This is a genomic window from Pontibacter sp. HJ8 (assembly GCF_054824225.1).
Genome location: NZ_JSYF01000112.1, coordinates 1 through 17,416, shown reverse-complemented (window position 1 = coordinate 17,416; position 17,416 = coordinate 1). Strand labels below are relative to the sequence as shown.

Below are 17,416 nucleotides of genomic sequence, written 5' to 3'. Positions count from 1 at the left end.
TATAAACGTCACTACTACGTTTATCCAACCAGCGTATAGCGGCTAAACGTAATAGGTCCTGTATTGAATATAGAAAATTATATACTCAAGCAGTAACAATTCAGGGTGAAAGAATCTGCATCTGCTAGGGTTAAAACTGTCCCTCTGTAATATTACCTGCGGCGCCTCCCACAGGTCCTGCATCTGGTAGGTATAGCTGCCCAAGCGCATACTTGTCCCCTACCATAATTGTCCTGACACCCACCTTCTCAGCAGCCTCCAGATCACGTTCGGAGTCACCCCACCATCCAGCTGTGTATCGGGTCTATGTTATACCTGGCAATGGCACGCTCCAGTCTCAGGCATATTGATGAAGCTATTCCAAGTTTTTCCTGTTGAGCAATATTTTTGCGTAGTCTCTCCCAAGCTTATTGCCATATACCTCATACGACTTCTTTGCCCACTGCAAAGCTAGGTCTGTATTCCCCAGCACTTCGTGTGCGACGGCAATGTTAAGACAGGCCTTGCCGGCATTTTTATGGCTTGTTTGGTTCAATATGGCGCTCCAGCTATCCATAGCGCCTTGCCAATTTGCAACTTCTGAGTTCCTGAACGCTGTCTTGAATGCATGTTTACTGGATCCTTTCCCTTTTTTGTAAAGTTCTCGCTTAACGGTATAATACCCTGGAAGAAATCGCTCGATGTAGTTGCGCCCGGCCTCGTAAGCCGTGTTGTGCAGGGCTTCAGGTGGAGGAAGTACCAGATTGCTGCCTCCTACTCCATTAAACGTCAGGAAGCTTCTGGCCTGGTGCTGATCGATGATGATCTTTGAGGCGGGATCATATAATCGCCAGAAAGCAAGCACGTTTACCCTGATCTGGTTCGGGGCGGCAGGTATAGGGACATTATTGCCCAGCGCCGCCGTTACGCGGTTGGTAACCGTTGAAAGCAACAGGTCGGAGTTAGAGTCGAATGTTTCGAGCACGAGTAAAGCGTCCGCGTTGCTGGCATCACAGATGTCCCGTACCAGTTCCCAGTCAAGCAGCTCAGGCGTCTCGCGGGTACCAGTTCCGTATAACCTGGTTTGCTGCGGGATAACAGCCTGTATGCCTCTGTACCCATTGATCCTATCGAATACACCTTTCAAACTCTCATCAGAGGCCAATCGGTCAGAGCCTGAGATCTCCCCCGTCACAATGGTCTCCAGCACCTGCCCCTGCTTATGCTCCGGCCTCGTGAGTGACCTGTTCACCAGCGCGATCGTTTTGACGCCATCTGGCAGGTATACTTCCGGCGGTAACGGGTAATCTAAATTCACATAGCCCTGTTTGGTGCACCCGCTAAATACCAGGTTCAGAAACAGAAGGTAGACCGGCGAATTCTTAAGTATAAGACGTAAGTAAAGCATACATTAAATATAAAGAATATTTAATTAACGCTAAGACTTTGGCTTTAAAATTGATTCTCCTCAAAACGGTTAAATGCTAACAGGTCAAAGCAGATAACCGACAAAGAAAGTGTATACCTATACTTAAACAGTCGACTTCAGCCCACCCCCAAGTATCACCTGCGCCGCTTCCCACAAATCATGCAACTGCCAGGTATAGCTTCCCGGAGCATACTTATCTCCGACTATAACAGAACGCACCCCTACTTTTTCAGCGGCTTCCAGGTCACGCTTCGAATCCCCTACCATCCACGATCGGGACGGATCGATGCTATACCTGCTGATGGCACGCTCCAGCATCAGGCTGTCGGGCTTGCGGGACAAGGACTCGGAGAAGTCAGGATGGGAAGGCGCGTAGTAGATAGCATCGATCAGGTTGCCACAGCCCTCCTGCAGCTTCTGGTGGCAAGCCATGACGTCGGTTTTAGTATACAATCCTTTGGCTACGCCGCCCTGGTTGGTAACCACAATCAAAAGATAACCGTTCTGCTTCAACAGCGCCAAGGCTTCCGGCACACCGGGCAATATTTCAAAATCCTCCAAGGTATAGGTATAGTCTCCGCGCTCGCGGTTGAGCACACCATCGCGGTCCAGGAAAATGCACTTCTGCTGCATAAGGTTGTTATAGGTCCAGGCGCTAAAATTAGGATTATTGCGTTAGATATGGTAGCAGGCCTGCTATATATAGTAAGTTTGCGATTATCGAGTACCAGGTAGCGTATAGAACAGAACATGAGAGTAGCGATTATAGGAGCAGGGATATCGGGATTGGCGCTGGCTTACTACCTCCAGAAACGTGGCATTGCCTACGACCTCTTTGAGGCTGGCAGCCAGGTAGGCGGCAACCTGCAGACGCTCCACAAAAAAGGGTATCTGCTGGAGCTAGGGCCAACTACCCTGCAGATGAGCGAAGAGTTACTGGAGCTGATAACGGAGCTGAAACTGGAGACGGAAATACTACCGGTCGCCTCGCGCAGCCACAGCCGCTACGTCTTGAACAAGGGTATACCTCAACCCTATCCTTCCGGTCTTAAATCTTTTGTAGCTACCAGCGGCTTATCCCGGGAAGCCAAGTACAGGATCTTGCAGGAACGACACATACCGCCCGCCCAGGTAGAGAACGAAACGATCACCCAGTTCTTTGAGCGGCGCTTTGGCCGGGAGGTAGTAGACTATGCCGTAGATCCGCTCATAGCCGGCATCTATGGTGGCGACCCGGATCAGTTGCTTATCGGGAAGGCGCTACCGAAACTAAAGGAACTGGAAACCCAATATGGCTCCGTGCTCGAAGGATTGCTGCAGCGGAAACGCAAAGGGGCATTTCAAAAATCATTTTCATTCAAGAACGGCATGCATACCCTGCCCGCTGTCCTAGCCGACAAGCTCATCTCCTTACACCTGGAACACAAGGTGGAATTCATCAGCCGCAGCCAGGGCAAGTTCATTATCAGCTGCGCCTCCAACGGCGATCACGACACCGAGGAGTATGACAAGTTAGTACTGGCCCTCCCGGCTCACCAGGCGGCCGAACTGCTGCACTATACCTACCCGGGTATGGCTGCCGCCCTCCAAAACATCAACTACCCGCCACTGGCGGTGGTACATACCGTATACAACCAGGCAGAAGTAGGCCACCCCCTCGAAGGGTTCGGCGCCCTGAATCCGAAAGAGGAAGAGACCTTCACCACCGGCAGCATCTGGACCAGCTCTGTTTTTGACGGGCGCTGCCGGCCGCAGGAGGTCATGTTCACTTCCTTTGTGGGAGGCTCCCGGAACGTCGCCCATACCCAGGCAGATGAACAACAACTCCTGCAACAGGTACACGAGGAGCTCTGCGCGACCTATACCGTCTCGGCAAAGGTGCCGGTTTTCCAGCACATGCACCTATGGCGCCATTCCCTGCCGCAGTACGATCTTTACATAGAAGACGCCCATCAAATGGCCGAAAGCCTGGAAGAAGAAGGCTTGTTCATTTCCGCCAACTGGCAATCGGGTGTGTCCGTACACGATTGTGTTCATCATGCAAAAAAAATCGCAGCCAAAATAAATTCAAAAGCCTCTTCACGCTCAATAGCTGAATAGCTATATTTGCAGCATGAATGACTCACTGGTGATCATCCCAACCTACAACGAAAGGGAAAATATTGAGGCTATAGTAAGAAAGGTGATGTCATTGTCCCACCCGTTTGAGTTGCTCATCGTGGATGACAGTTCCCCGGATGGAACGGCACAGATCGTGCAGGAGCTGCAGCAGGAATTTGCGGGGCGCCTGCACCTCGAGTCCCGCACTGGCAAACTGGGTCTGGGAACCGCTTACATTCATGGTTTCAAATATGCCCTCCGGCAGGGCTACCGATACATCTTTGAGATGGACGCCGACTTTTCGCATAACCCCGACGACCTGCTCAAGCTCTATCATGCCTGCTCAGCAGAAGGGTATGACATGGCCATCGGCAGCCGCTATGTGCAGGGAGTCAACGTGGTTAACTGGCCTATGAGCCGCGTGCTGATGTCGTGGTTTGCCAGCCTGTATGTGCGCCTGATCACAGGTATGCCCATTGCCGACACCACCGCCGGATTTGTCTGCTACAACCGCAAAGTTCTCAAGACCATCCAGCTCAACAAGATCCGGTTTGTGGGCTATGCTTTCCAGATCGAAATGAAGTTCCTGACCTACAAATATGGCTTCAAGATAAAGGAAGTTCCTATCATTTTCACGGACCGTACCAAAGGGCAATCCAAAATGTCGAAGGGTATATTTAAAGAGGCTGTGCTGGGCGTCATGCGCATGAAGATCAACAGTATCTTCCGGCATTTTGACCGCTATTGATGATTCTGCTGTTGCACCACGCAGACCAGTTTCGTGTCATTTTTTCTAGGAAAGGCGCCGTATTAACCGGGCTAAAAAAGCTAACTTAGCACTTGAACCACCACTGTGCTTTCCTGATTTTACAGGTATAGCCGCTTTAATTCTAGTCTTATGGAAGATCTCATCTTCTGGGTGCTCTTTAACGCTTTCATCCTGCTGCTGCTGGGCCTGGACCTGTTTGTCTTCCACCGCAAAAGCCACGAGGTCAAGATCAAGGAGGCCCTGCTCTGGAGCGCCTTCTGGATCGCCCTCTCGCTGGCCTTCAACCTGCTGGTCTACTACTGGAAAGGCCCCGCCCCGGCCCTGGAGTTCCTCACCGCCTACCTCATCGAGAAATCCCTGAGCGTAGACAACCTCTTTGTCTTCATCCTCATCTTCAGCTACTTCAAAGTCCCCACCCAGTACCAGCACAAGATCCTGTTCTGGGGCATCATCGGGGCCCTGGTGCTGCGGGGCATCTTCATTCTGGTGGGCGTGGCCCTGATTGCCAAGTTCCACTTCATCATCTACCTATTAGGCGCCTTTTTGGTGTACACGGGCATCAAGATGGCCTTCTCCAAGGACGATGGTGAGCTGCACCCCGAGCAGAACCCCTTTATTGTGTGGGTGAGCCAGAAGCTGCCTTTTACCAAGACGGCCACCGGGGGCAAGTTCTTTACCCGCATCGAGGGCAAGCTCTACGCCACGCCCCTGTTTCTGGTGCTCATCATGGTCGAGAGCACCGATGTGGTCTTTGCTGCCGACTCCATCCCGGCCATTTTGGCCATCTCCAAGGACCCCTTCATCGTCTATACCTCCAACGTGTTTGCCCTGCTGGGCTTGCGGGCCCTCTACTTTGCCCTGGCCGGGATTATGCAGCTCTTCCATTACCTGCACTATGGCCTCTCGCTCATCCTGGTCTTCATCGGGGCCAAGCTGCTCCTGAGCGACCTCTACCACATCGACATGCGCTATGCCCTGGGGGTGGTGGGCAGCATCCTGGCCATTTCTATCATCGCCTCCCTCCTCTTCCCCAAAAAAGAATCCAAACTCCCCCCACCACCTGATCCTGTTTCACCTTGACTTTGTCAACTATCTGAAACAATGAATTGAGACTACCAGGGAAAGAAGGTATGGATGGTGGAAAATGTGTTAAGCAACAGAAAAACTGTAGTTTGGATACGAAGTGCTATACCTGGCCTGGCCAGTTCGTCCACCCGGCATTCCCTTCTTAGTTTTCTTAACCGGCGTCAAGCAACAAATAATTTTACAAGACTTTTTACATGAGCTTTCAATCGAAAGTCCCGGCTGTAACTACGGCAGGTTTACTCATATCACTGGGCATCATCTACGGTGACATAGGCACTTCGCCGCTGTATGTGATGAAAGCCATTATCGGAAATGCACCTATTACTGAAACATTGGTATACGGTGGTATTTCATGTGTATTCTGGACGCTCACCCTACAGACAACTTTAAAATATGTGCTGCTGACACTACAGGCTGATAATAACGGAGAAGGAGGCATATTCTCCCTTTATACCCTGATCCGCCGCCGTGCCGGATGGCTCATCATACCTGCTATGATCGGCGGGGCAGCCTTGTTGGCAGACGGCATTATCACGCCGCCTATCTCCATTTCTTCCGCCATTGAGGGGTTACGCATTCTTTACCCGGATATACCTACTGTTCCGATAGTTATTGCCATCCTGACCATGATTTTCCTGATCCAGAGTTTCGGGACTGAGATCGTAGGCAAAGCTTTCGGACCTATTATGCTCCTCTGGTTTACCATGCTGAGTGCGCTGGGTGCGCTATCGGTGGTGCAGCATCCGGAAATTCTCAAAGCGCTGAATCCTTACTATGCCTATGAGTTGCTGGTCAACTACCCGAATGGCTTCTGGTTACTGGGTGCGGTTTTTTTATGTACGACCGGAGCCGAAGCGCTGTATTCTGATCTGGGTCACTGTGGCCGCCCGAACATCAGGCTGAGTTGGACCTTCGTAAAATGCAGTCTGTTGCTCAACTACCTGGGGCAAGGCGCCTGGCTGATGACCATGAGCGGGCAACAACTACGGGAGAATCCCTTCTATGGCATCATGCCCGGCTGGTTCCTGCTGACGGGTATTGCCATTGCGACCATTGCCGCCATCATTGCCAGTCAGGCCCTCATCTCCGGCTCTTTTACACTCATCAGCGAAGCCATCCGCCTGAACTTATGGCCACGTGTGAAACTGGTGTATCCTACTAACCTCAAAGGGCAGCTGTATATACCAGGTATAAACTGGCTGCTGTGGATGGGCTGTGTGGGGGTGGTGTTATACTTCCGGGAATCAGCGAACATGGAGGCTGCCTATGGGCTGGCTATCACCATGGCCATGATCTCGACAACTATTCTGATGACGTATTACCTGCACACCAGGTATAGTTCAGGCTTGTTGTCCACTATTTTTGCTACCGTATACCTGTCCCTGGAAGTCGCCTTTTTGGTTGCGAACCTGAGTAAATTCCCACACGGTGGCTGGGTTTCACTTTTGATTGCCCTGCTCCTGCTGGCTACTATGTATATATGGATCAGTGCTTTCTACATCAAGCGGAGCCTGACAGAATATGTGCGGCTGAAGCATTACCTGCCTGCGCTTCAGGAGCTGAGTGCCGACGAAACGGTACCCAAATACACAACCCACCTGGTGTTTATGACCAGCGCGCCGGATCCGAAGAAAATAGAATCCAAAGTAATCTATTCCATTTTTCAAAAGCGGCCAAAACGCGCCGATATCTACTGGTTTATCCATGTGGACACCACCGATGCGCCCCATACGGCAGAATACAAGGTACGGCATATGGCGCAGGGTGACGTGATACGAATTGATTTCAAGCTGGGCTTCCGGGTAGAACAGCGCATCAACCTTTTCTTTCGGAAAGTAGTGGAAGAGCTGGTAGAAAAAGGGGAAGTTGACATTACGAGCCGCTATCCGTCGCTCAACAAACAACAGCTTATCGGGGACTTCAGATTTGTGGTGCTCGAGAAATATCTTTCTGTTGAAAATGACCTCCCGCTCGGGAAGCGTCTGATCATGCAATGGTATTTCAATATAAAGGAATTTACCAGTTCGGAGTCCAAGTGGTTTGGCCTTGACACGAGTTCTGTGAAGGTAGAAAAAGTGCCCCTGGTCATCCGACCGGTCGAATTGCCTGTCCTGAAACGCATTCCCGCTTAACCTTTTACCGATTTTTTTATGACGCTGACAAAAGAACAACTAACCGAGAAATTCTCCCCGCGCAAGCTTATCATTCCGATGCTGCTTGGGTTGAGCGTGATCAGTTATATGCTGTACCAGAACTATCAGCCCGATCAGTTGCAGACCCTGTTGCAGGCAAGCCCTTTCTGGCTGGGCATGGCTTTCCTGGTGTTGTTCATCCGGGATTTTGGTTATATTTACCGTATCCGGTACATCACAGATAAGGTTTTGAGTTGGAAACAGAGTTTTAAGGTGATCATGTTGTGGGAGTTCGCTTCCTGTGCGCTGCCTTCTGTAGTCGGTGGTTCTACCATCGCTTCCTACATACTGTATAAGGAGAAAATCCCATTGGGAAGAGCCATTGCACAGGTCATGGTGACTGCTATGCTCGACAACCTGTACTTTGTGCTGGCTGTACCCTTTGTCTTTCTGCTCATGGAGGGGCAACTTTCAGCTGTGATGGATACGACGAACAGCACCCTGCTGGAAAGTCTGAAAGTGGCTTTTATAGTTTCGTATTTGCTGATCGCGCTTTATGCCTGTACCATGTTTTATGCCTTGTTCATAAACCCCAAGTCTGTGAAGCGCCTTCTTATCCGGTTGGGGCAATTCCGGGCTTTCAGGCGATGGAAAGAACCTCTCTTCCGGCATGCAAACGAACTGTTGATCGCTTCGGGTCATTTGCGCTCCAAGACCATGAGTTACTGGCTACATGCCATTGTTTCGACCGTATTTGTCTGGACGGCGCGCTATGCCATTATCGGCTGCCTCATTGCTGCGTTCACAGACCTGAACATGCACGATCACCTGGTCATTTTTGCCCGCAACCTCATCTATAAGATCGTACTGTTTGTGTCCATCACACCGGGTGCTGCCGGGATTGCTGAAATTGCTTTTCCTGCCTTCTTCGGTGTTTTCATCGGTAGTTTTACCACAGTGGTCATACTGCTTTATCGTCTGCTGACGTACTACCTCTATTTAGTCGCAGGAGCCTTGGTTTTCCCCCGGTGGGCAGCCAGTGTGTTCCGCAAAGAAACTGTTCCGGTGTCCGCCGATACCGCTATACCAACCAAGGCAAGCCACATTCACCCACTGACTTTATAAACGTCCCTGTATGCGTCAAATTTTAAAAAGACTTCTACGCCGCAAAAGCGCTGCCCTCCTTCAAGCTGATTATCATAGAGACGGACATATCCAGGGAACGAACCTGGTACGTACGCTCCGCCTGAAGGACCTTGTTTCATTCGGGATAGCAGCTATAATCGGTGCCGGCATTTTCAGTACGATTGGCAATGCCAGTGCTGCCGGTGGCCCGGGTGTGTCGCTGCTTTTTATTTTTACAGCCATTGCCTGTGGGTTTTCGGCTTTATGTTATGCTCAATTTGCCTCTTCTATACCTGTTTCGGGGAGTGCCTATACCTACGCGTATGCCTCATTCGGCGAATTGGTAGCCTGGATCATCGGCTGGGATCTGCTCATGGAATACGCCATCGGTAATATTGCGGTAGCGATCTCCTGGTCCGACTATTTCACGGCCGTGTTGCGAGGTATAGGCCTGGGTATACCCGAATACCTCACGATGGATTACCTGAGCGCCTCCCGTGGGTATGAAGCCGTACAGGAGATGCTAACGCAGGGCAAAGTATTCACTGACCTGCCATCGAATCTGCAACAGGCGCATGCTGCCTGGCAACAGGCCCCCGCTTTTGCCGGAATCAAATTCATTGCGGACCTGCCTGCCCTGGGGATCACGGTTCTGATCACCTACCTGGTCTACGTAGGTATAAAGGAATCAAAGCGCACGGCTAATTTCCTGGTATTGCTCAAGCTACTCGTGCTCCTGCTCGTTATTTCGGTAGGTGCTTTTTATGTGAATACAGACAACTGGAGTCCTTTTGCGCCAAACGGAATAACCGGTATTTTAAAGGGCGTATCCGCCGTATTCTTTGCCTACATAGGTTTTGATGCTATCTCTACCACAGCAGAGGAGTGTGAGAACCCACAACGGGACCTGCCCCGGGCTATGATCTTTTCGCTGATCATCTGCACGGTGCTGTATGTTGTGCTGGCGCTGATCCTGACGGGTATGGTTCCTTATAATGAACTGGCAGTGGGTGATCCGCTGGCTTTTGTTTTCGCGCGTGTCAACCTGGATTTTATCGCTGGTATCGTGGCGGTAAGCGCCATCGTGGCGATGGCCAGCGTACTGCTGGTGTTTCAGTATGGCCAGCCCCGCATCTGGATGAGTATGAGCCGCGACGGACTGTTGCCCGGTATCTTCTCCAGCATCCATCCCAAGTATAGAACGCCCTGGTTTGCTACAATTGTAACCGGATTTGTCGTAGCTGTGCCTGCTCTCTTTATGAACCTGACAGAAGTAACCGACCTGACCAGTATAGGGACGCTCTTTGCATTTGTGCTGGTGTGCGGCGGCATCCTGATACTGGATCAGAAAAAAGGCGCTCCTGCCGAAAATCCAGGCTTCAGAGTGCCCTATATCAACGGAAAATATACCTTGCCGCTCATCCTGGTCACGGGCATTGCGCTGCTGTTTATCTACAACGAAGCGGGTGTTGCTGCTTTCTTTAACATGGACGGAGGCTGGGAAATCTTTCAGCACAAACTGCCCTTGCTTGGCTTCCTGCTTGTCGCTTTCGTGATGACGTTCTATACCTTCACCCGGAACCTGTCTCTTATACCGGTACTGGGCCTGCTCACGAACCTATACCTGATGTCAGAATTGGGAATCACCAACTGGACCCGTTTCCTGGCCTGGCTGGCATTGGGCCTGGTTGTTTATTTTGTCTACGGTTACCGCAACAGCAAGCTTGGCAAAGCATCTGTTAGCACGCCGGTTGATACAGCAGAAACTTCCTCCTGATTTTACGCTTGAAACAGATCAATCACATAGCTATTCTGATCCTGCTCCTTTTGTGGGGTATGTGGCTGATCTGCTTATGTGTTAATGTCGCGGCCAATGTTATGTACCTCTGTCACGAAAACAATGAAGCTCTCCTATCGGAGAGCTTCATTGTTTTTAACCAACATATTTTTTGATAGTAAATGCTTTCGCCTAGCCTGTTTACAACTCTATTTGCTGAAAGAAAACAACTACAAGCATTAAGGCTATCACAGCGTAGAGCAACCTTTTCAGCCATACCATCCCTTTCTTAGGTGGTTCTTCATCCCCTGTTCTACAGCAATCCTTCATTTTTTTAACTCTACTAGGCGTGTACCTTCTTCGGTATGTGGCTGCAAGGCCCTTCATACCTGATAAAAATATTAATCCATAGAACCCTGGATAATCGGAAGATGATGGGCAGAAAACCAATCACCACTACACCTACTATACCCATCATCATGGCCATGGTTACCTCTGACACAAATTGATACAGGATGAAAAGAGACACCAGGAAAATAGCCACATTGAAACCGAAGCTCACATACATGGCGCCATAGTAATAGCCCGGCTCGGGCTCATACGCCTGACCGCAGCAAGGGCAATTCCGGTGCATGTCTGCAAACCGTGTTGTATACAAGGTACCTTTCGGAAACATATTTCCTTCCCGGCACCGTGGGCATTTTACCGTAGCTATGCTATATAAAAGTGATTGTCTCTGGCTCATTTCTTTGAGGTGATGTATTGACACAACAAAAGTATGACAACCAGGTTGCAATAGCTCGTCACAAAAACGACGAATTACTGTACTTTTGTACTTCAGGTTCAAGCGGTATACCCAATCCATTCCGTACTTGAACTGCGTAAAGAACACCTATGCAGAAAGACCATTTACCCATTTATCAGATACAGGATTTCGAAGCCCTGACCCAAAAAGACCAGTATTTCTACTTCAGCTCTTTCGCAGCTCACTTGCAGGAGCACCTTTTCATACGCGAGCCTCACAAACACAATTTTTATATTATCCTTTTGGTCACGCGAGGTACAGGAACCCATACCATTGACTTTAAAGAATATGAGGTGAAGCCAGGAACCGTTTACTTTATGACGCCGGGCCAGGTACACAGCTGGCAGCTCTCAAAAGATGCCGATGGCTTTGTTATCTTCTTCACGCAGGAGTTTTATATCCGGGAGTATACCAACCGGATGCTTTTTGACTTCCCCTTCTTCAATGCTTTGCTCTACAACCCGGTTTTGCACATCACCAAAGAACAGGAAGCTACCCTGATGCCCATTCTGCAAAGGCTCAACCAGGAACACAGGAAAGCTAAGCTCATGCGCGATGTTATGCTGAGCCGATACCTGGATATCCTTTTAATAGAATTGACCCGGATCTCCCAGCCAAACGAAGCTGAATCAGGATTTAGAGGAAAAGAACAAATACTCCTGCAAAAGCTGGAGCGACTCATTGACAGGCACTACAAGGAACACAGACCGGTCGCTTTTTACGCGGAGCAGTTGCATGTAACCACCAAGCATCTGAATGATGTCTGCAAAAGTTCTTTAAACAGAACTACAAAGGAACTGATCCAGTACCGTACCTTGCTGGAAGCACAAAGATTACTGGTACACGCTGAGCTAACGAGTTCACAGATTGCGGCCGAACTCGGCTATTTTGACAATACCTACTTCTTTCGCTTTTTCAAAAAACACATAGGCTGCACGCCGGAGCAATTCAGAGCAGCACACAAATAAACCCCGCCATTCCTATTCTATATTTACTCTACCACCCGCAGCACATCGGCCTCTACATCATCCTGGCCAATCGTACGATCATCGGTCGGGCTGTCGAATACGACCAGCAGGCGCTTGTCATCCAGTATGGCGAGTCCCTCGGCTTTATCTTTCCCGGTGTTCTCACCGGTTCCGTGCGGCACCTCGCATAGCCGCTCCAGCTCGTTGTGGTGCAGCAGTTGCTCTTCCTCCTTGTCCAGGGCATCACGCCAGCGGTAAATGGCAATGACGCCGTCCAGATCCATGGTAGGCCCTGCCAGCAGGTATAGGTCGTTCCCAAAAATGCGCAATTCCCGGATACCCTTGCCGCGCAGGTTCAAAAAGTGTTTCCGGTATGGGTTCTCTTCTGTCAGCTGTTTCAAATACAGCCTGCCTGCCTCATCCTCTTCCGGCTCTACTTCCAACACCATGGCCCAGCCCCTGAGCACTGGTCCGCGCAGGCCGATAAAAATGCGATGGCCGTGTATGGCCAACCCTTCGATATCAAAGCCGTTGTCTTTGCCCGGAATGTGCATGAACGGCCCGATGTGCTTGTCCTGCCCGAGCAATTCGGTCAGGATATTCCCGGACTGATCGCCCTGCAATTGGGCGGCGCGCAGCATGTGCCCAGGCTGATCCGGGTCCTCGACTTCCTTGTGCAGGGTATAGTCTCCTGTTGTTTTGTCCTGCAGGATAGGTATGCGCGCCAGCAGGTAGCGGTTCGGGTCGCTCCTCACTTTTGAAAGCGTCTTTATCTGCTTTTCGATGGAGTCGTGTCGCTTTGGCTTTTTACGTTTCAGGCTATGTGAGCCGATGAGCCAGAGGTAATTATCGGCCATACCCATCCCCTCTATGTCCACCTCACTTTTATCCTGTGCGGGCAGCTCCAGATAATCGTGGAGGTCGAAGGACTGGTGCTGGCCAAATGCGCCATCGGGTTGCCGCGTGAGGCGCTCGATGGAGGTACGCTCATCACAGCTCAGCCATAAGTTATTGCCACTCAGCAAGGCAGTGGAAAGCCCGTCACGTACATGTTTGCCTGCGGCATTCTGGCTGAGCACCGGATCGAAGCGAAGTATAATCTTATCTTTCATTCTGAATTTGTTGAGTCACGCTTAAAGTACAGTTCATACGGGATGCAGCCGCAAGTGGAACAAGCGTATACGCAGCAAACCCATCAGCTGCCAGTTACAGCGTGTAAGGTATACGCTGAAATTTCAGCCAATTTCCCGTCTGTTCTCTAATGTAGTTAAAAAAAATAGGATGCGCTGGCTTTGAGAAAGAAAGGAGTTCCCGGGGTGAAGTGAATCTCTGATAAGGGCGTTGCCTCGTTTCTCAACCTCGATTCGGTTTCGAACTGCGCCTCTTTCCAGTCACGATCCAGGATGTTTTCGGCCGTTAGCTTTAGTTTCAGGCATTTGAAGGTATAGCTGACCAGGACGTCTGGCAGCAAACGCCCATTTAGAGTCAGGCTATCGTTGTCGTTGAAAGAGGGCGTTTGAGATAGCGTTGCTGTAAACTGCCATGGAAGTCCTTTTTGCTGCGAATGAACAGCCTGGCGGGTGATACTACAGACTGGACAAGGAGGCGCGTAACAGCCTTTGCCCCTCCTCTCCGGTTGCGCTTGTCTGAAAAGGGTCCATGGAAAAAGACTTCATCAACAGGCTACGGCCAGCCACCTGGTCACCCTGCTTGTAGCGCACCAGCCCTTCCAAACAAAGCAGGCTCGCACTCTGCCTGTTGGTGCGACTGGCCTTTTTCAGGTATGCAGCCGCCTGCCTGTAGTCCTGCTTTTTATAATAGATCGTGGCCAGCGTCTTACACACATCGATGTTGTCAGGCCTTCGCTCGTATTCCTTGCTGGCATACTTCATTGCCTTGTCCAGGTCTCCATCCAGATCCAGGTAAATGTTGGCCAGCTCCAGGTCTACTATATGACCGGCTTCCTGATCCTCCTGCAGGCCGTCGAGCAGTTCTTTACGGCTGTTTTTCGCTTTGCCGTGCTGCTCTGTCAGTTTGTACAAGCCTGCCAGCTCTTTATGAAACGTGAATTCAGGGATCACCCTGGCTGCTCTTTCAAAGAGCTGGATGGCCTCCAGGTAGTTTTTGTTTTTCGCTTCCAACCGGCCCAATCCTCCGAGCGCAAAGGCATATTCCGGGTATTCCTGTAACGTTCTCCTGTATTGTGCTTCTGCCTGGGCCAGGTCACCGGTTTGCTCGTACAGGTTTCCAAGTGTTACCCGAGCCCATGCCGTTTGCTCCAGGCCCGGATAACCGGCGTTAGCGGCCATGCGCATGGCTTCGATCGCGCCGGGCATATCCCCGTGGATCTCGCGCAGGTAGGAAACACGGGAATAGGATTGCAGGTCCGGACGCAAGGACACCATTTTGTCAGCCATCCCGATCGCTTCTTCGTAGTTGCCCAGCTCGACATTGGCATCACACAACACGCCATATACGGCAGCACGTTTGTCGTTTATCTGCAATGCGTTCTGGCCCGTCTCGCGTGCCTCCTCAAACTGGTGCAGGGAAAGCTGTATGACGGCTTTGGCAACAGTGGCCTCAAAAAGCACGGCCTCGCCGGCATTTCTTCCGGAAAGCACTTCTTCTACCAGTTGTAGTGCTGCCGGATAATAATACGGATGCTCGCCTGTCACCCGGGCTTCCTGCATGTAAGCCAAGGCCAGCAGCAGCTTGCTTTGGTTATCGTTGGAATTTCGGCGGAGTTTGTACTGCAGCCCTTCTATAGCCGCTTTGGTGTTGACCCATTCGCTGGTAGTGGAGATGGGCCCTGACCGTTCCAGCAGCGGAGGTAGAGGGTCTTCTTTCACCCTGTTGTAGAAGAAAGCAGTGACAGCGGCAAGCAGAAGAAGGATAAAGGTTATAGCGTAGATATTTTCTCTTTTCATAGGGCAGGCTTTGAACCGGGTTTATGAAAAAGCAGGCCGGGCACCCACTGCGCCCGGCCTGCTTTTCAATTATTTATTTAGAAACAACGATTTTCACTGTCTGTCTTTTACCATCCTTGTCCTGCATGGTAGCAAAGTATACGCCTTCATTGAAATCACTCACGTCAATTCTCACCTCATTTATACCTGCTTTTTGCAGCTGGTTTCGGACGGGTGTAGCCACCAGGCGGCCTGCCACATCATAGACAGCGAGAGTTACCTCTGTCTCATTGATCAGTTGGTAGCGAATGGTTGTAGTCTCCGAAGCGGGGTTGGGGTAGGTTTCTATCTCCTTCATCAGGACGGCTGGTGGAGCCAGGTTCAGGCCCATTTCCACACCTTGGATGGAGGTTTCATCAGGCATGTTGCTATCTCCGCAATCGCACATGGCGCCGTCCTCAAAACCGCTCCAGGGCTGTGCCACGTAGGGGAACCCAGCCAGAAACGGTTTGTCGTTCTGCTCTACCCCTGTAGTAAAGGTGAGTACGTCTACCAGATCCTGCGTTACCGGGTTCGGGCTTCCTACGGTATAGTCGTCGTACCACAGGCCGATGGCTGCCAACACAACTCCCCCTACTGCCTGCAATTCGATCCGGGTCACGTCGTCCTCCAGGCGTCTTCCGTTCGGGAAGCCATCCATATTCGGAATAAACTGATAGTCTTTGGTCTTGTTAAAGCGTGGGTCGGTCAGGCCGAGCACGGCTGCCTGTACAAGCCCCAGGCTACTGAAGTCCGGGGAATCCCTGGGCGTTACCGGGGTCGAGACATTGATGCGCAGCATGTCCCCGAAGGTGGGCAGGAAGTTGTTTACAAACGGTTTCCCTTTTGCCAGCGGGTTCCCTTTCTTACCGGTAGCCAGTTGGTAGGGCGGTAAGTTTGGCACGCCGGTCATAAAGATCGGCAGAATGTCGACCGATCGCGGGGCGTTTTTCCGGAGCAGGTAATTTCCGAATAAGGCCGGATCAAGCGCAGTCCCTTTGACAGCCTTCGATCCTAAGAGCGGGTAAAGTCCTTCTTTGCCATTGCGGAAGTCGAACTGCTGCAATGAATTGGTTTGAATACGCAGCGGAGCTAGGCCCGGCACAGCACCTCCAAACTGAGACTCGTCCATGTACAGGGCCAACTCAGGGTTGGTAAAGTACTTTTCGAATTCCTTCTCTTCATCGTAAGGCGTTTTCGAATTCCATTCGTCTTTGCGCCCGATCGGAATGATCACCTCATTGGTCAAGGGCATGCCCAGGCGGGATACCTGTACCAGCGGGCCCTGTTGCTTTAGCACACCATTGGCCTCACGCACCGTAATTTTAGGCCGGCTGGCAGATGCCCATATACCGAGGACGAAGTCAGAATCCAGGATGCTCTTCGCCTGGTCCGGATGCTTGCCGTCTTTCTGCAGGAGCTTGATCGGAATGTTCAGGGCAAGGGTATGCACGTTCAAACATCGCAAGCCATCCACAGCACTGCCTGGCCTGATGTTACCCAGGTCAGCGATGGCGCCAATATCCACAAAGAAGGGATCATCCACCGGACCTACGAATACTTTTTCGCCGCTGCCGGCTCTTTCTATACCTTCTATCAGGGATTCCTGGTGATAGTTTGTGCCTAAGCCGGGATTACCGATCGTGCGCGGACCAGCATTGTAAGCAGGAACATGCCCATTCTCAATGACCGTAGTGAAAGACCTGCCTCCGTTTGTGCTTTTGGAAAGCGTATAGGTCTGTTTGAGGTTTTGTTTTCCTAGTCTGGCGTAGAAAAATGTTGTGGGATCTTCGTTTTCTGTTTTGAATCTGAAACGATACAGAATGTCATCGCCCTTGGTCTCCGCGTTGTTCTTGATGTGAATGTCGTAGGCCACATCGTCACTAAAGAAGTAGTAGTTCGGTCCGCCATGCGGTAGCTGGAAAGGGATGTAATTGGCGATAATGACCAGTCTGCTTGGGTCTGTGGGATTTCTAAAAGCATAAACATCCGTGTTGTCTGCCTGCGGGTCATTGGCAATCATCGGTGCTTCCCGGTGACTGGACGATTCCAGGTAATTTGTTTGAGTGCCTACTGCCACAACTCCGACAATAGTGAGCACTGTTAGCCATATTTTATGGCTAATCCTTGTAAAAATAAACATAGAGTAGGCTTGTAGTTAAGATTTATAAATTGTTACAAATCTTTCTGAAGGGTAGCAGAAAGCCTGACTTACCAAAGCCAGTGGTACTGAGAAGTTTACTTTACTATACGAAGGTAAAATTGGATTGGATTGCCTGTAATTGAATAATAATCAGATCA

General features: G+C 50.7%; 14 protein-coding genes. 7 read left to right on the top strand and 7 right to left on the bottom strand.

Annotated elements, in window-relative coordinates:
* Positions 1-355: 355 nt before the first annotated feature.
* Together OB13_RS06355 and OB13_RS06350 are read right to left on the bottom strand one after the other, a co-directional pair.
* Complete coding sequence (locus tag OB13_RS06355) at positions 356-1,297, bottom strand: DUF6340 family protein (RefSeq protein WP_461489314.1); 942 nt, start codon at positions 1,295-1,297, stop codon at positions 356-358.
* A gap of 213 nt (positions 1,298-1,510) precedes the next feature.
* Positions 1,511-2,041 carry a D-glycero-alpha-D-manno-heptose-1,7-bisphosphate 7-phosphatase gene (locus OB13_RS06350; RefSeq protein ID WP_461489313.1) on the bottom strand — a complete coding sequence of 177 codons (531 nt, stop codon included), beginning with the start codon at positions 2,039-2,041 and terminating at the stop codon, positions 1,511-1,513.
* A 117-nt stretch (positions 2,042-2,158) separates the two neighbouring features.
* On the opposite strand from OB13_RS06350, the gene hemG reads away from it, so the two are divergent.
* The 6 genes from hemG (at position 2,159) to OB13_RS06320 (ending at position 10,397) form a co-directional block, all read left to right on the top strand.
* Positions 2,159-3,508, top strand: coding sequence for a protoporphyrinogen oxidase (hemG, locus tag OB13_RS06345; protein ID WP_461489312.1), 1,350 nt, complete (start codon positions 2,159-2,161; stop codon positions 3,506-3,508).
* 13 nt (positions 3,509-3,521) lie between these two features.
* Complete coding sequence (locus OB13_RS06340; RefSeq protein ID WP_461489311.1) at positions 3,522-4,256, top strand: polyprenol monophosphomannose synthase; 735 nt, start codon at positions 3,522-3,524, stop codon at positions 4,254-4,256.
* A gap of 150 nt (positions 4,257-4,406) precedes the next feature.
* A complete protein-coding gene (locus OB13_RS06335; RefSeq protein WP_461489310.1) occupies positions 4,407-5,357 on the top strand; it encodes a TerC family protein in 951 nt (316 codons plus the stop codon).
* A gap of 200 nt (positions 5,358-5,557) precedes the next feature.
* Positions 5,558-7,495, top strand: a complete 1,938-nt coding sequence (locus OB13_RS06330) for a KUP/HAK/KT family potassium transporter (protein WP_461489309.1) — start codon at positions 5,558-5,560, stop codon at positions 7,493-7,495.
* Positions 7,496-7,513: 18 nt separating this feature from the next.
* Positions 7,514-8,620, top strand: coding sequence for a lysylphosphatidylglycerol synthase transmembrane domain-containing protein (locus tag OB13_RS06325; protein ID WP_461489308.1), 1,107 nt, complete (start codon positions 7,514-7,516; stop codon positions 8,618-8,620).
* A 10-nt stretch (positions 8,621-8,630) separates the two neighbouring features.
* Complete coding sequence (locus OB13_RS06320) at positions 8,631-10,397, top strand: amino acid permease (protein ID WP_461489307.1); 1,767 nt, start codon at positions 8,631-8,633, stop codon at positions 10,395-10,397.
* Positions 10,398-10,740: 343 nt separating this feature from the next.
* On the opposite strand, the gene OB13_RS06315 is transcribed toward OB13_RS06320, so the two are convergent.
* On the bottom strand, positions 10,741-11,031 hold the full coding sequence (locus OB13_RS06315) for a DUF983 domain-containing protein (protein WP_461489306.1): 291 nt from the start codon (positions 11,029-11,031) through the stop codon (positions 10,741-10,743).
* Positions 11,032-11,291: 260 nt separating this feature from the next.
* Between OB13_RS06315 and OB13_RS06310 the strand changes: the two genes are divergently transcribed.
* A complete protein-coding gene (locus tag OB13_RS06310; RefSeq protein WP_461489305.1) occupies positions 11,292-12,170 on the top strand; it encodes an AraC family transcriptional regulator in 879 nt (292 codons plus the stop codon).
* 23 nt (positions 12,171-12,193) lie between these two features.
* On the opposite strand, the gene OB13_RS06305 is transcribed toward OB13_RS06310, so the two are convergent.
* From OB13_RS06305 to OB13_RS06290, 4 genes are all read right to left on the bottom strand, one after another.
* Complete coding sequence (locus OB13_RS06305; RefSeq protein ID WP_461489304.1) at positions 12,194-13,282, bottom strand: DUF3616 domain-containing protein; 1,089 nt, start codon at positions 13,280-13,282, stop codon at positions 12,194-12,196.
* A gap of 155 nt (positions 13,283-13,437) precedes the next feature.
* On the bottom strand, positions 13,438-13,641 hold the full coding sequence (locus tag OB13_RS06300; RefSeq protein ID WP_461489303.1) for a hypothetical protein: 204 nt from the start codon (positions 13,639-13,641) through the stop codon (positions 13,438-13,440).
* Between the two features lie 115 nt (positions 13,642-13,756).
* A complete protein-coding gene (locus OB13_RS06295; RefSeq protein ID WP_461489302.1) occupies positions 13,757-15,097 on the bottom strand; it encodes a tetratricopeptide repeat protein in 1,341 nt (446 codons plus the stop codon).
* A gap of 73 nt (positions 15,098-15,170) precedes the next feature.
* The gene (locus OB13_RS06290) at positions 15,171-17,216 is read right to left on the bottom strand and encodes a T9SS type A sorting domain-containing protein (RefSeq protein ID WP_461489301.1); all 2,046 of its coding nucleotides are present in this window, start codon (positions 17,214-17,216) and stop codon (positions 15,171-15,173) included.
* Positions 17,217-17,416: the final 200 nt, after the last annotated feature.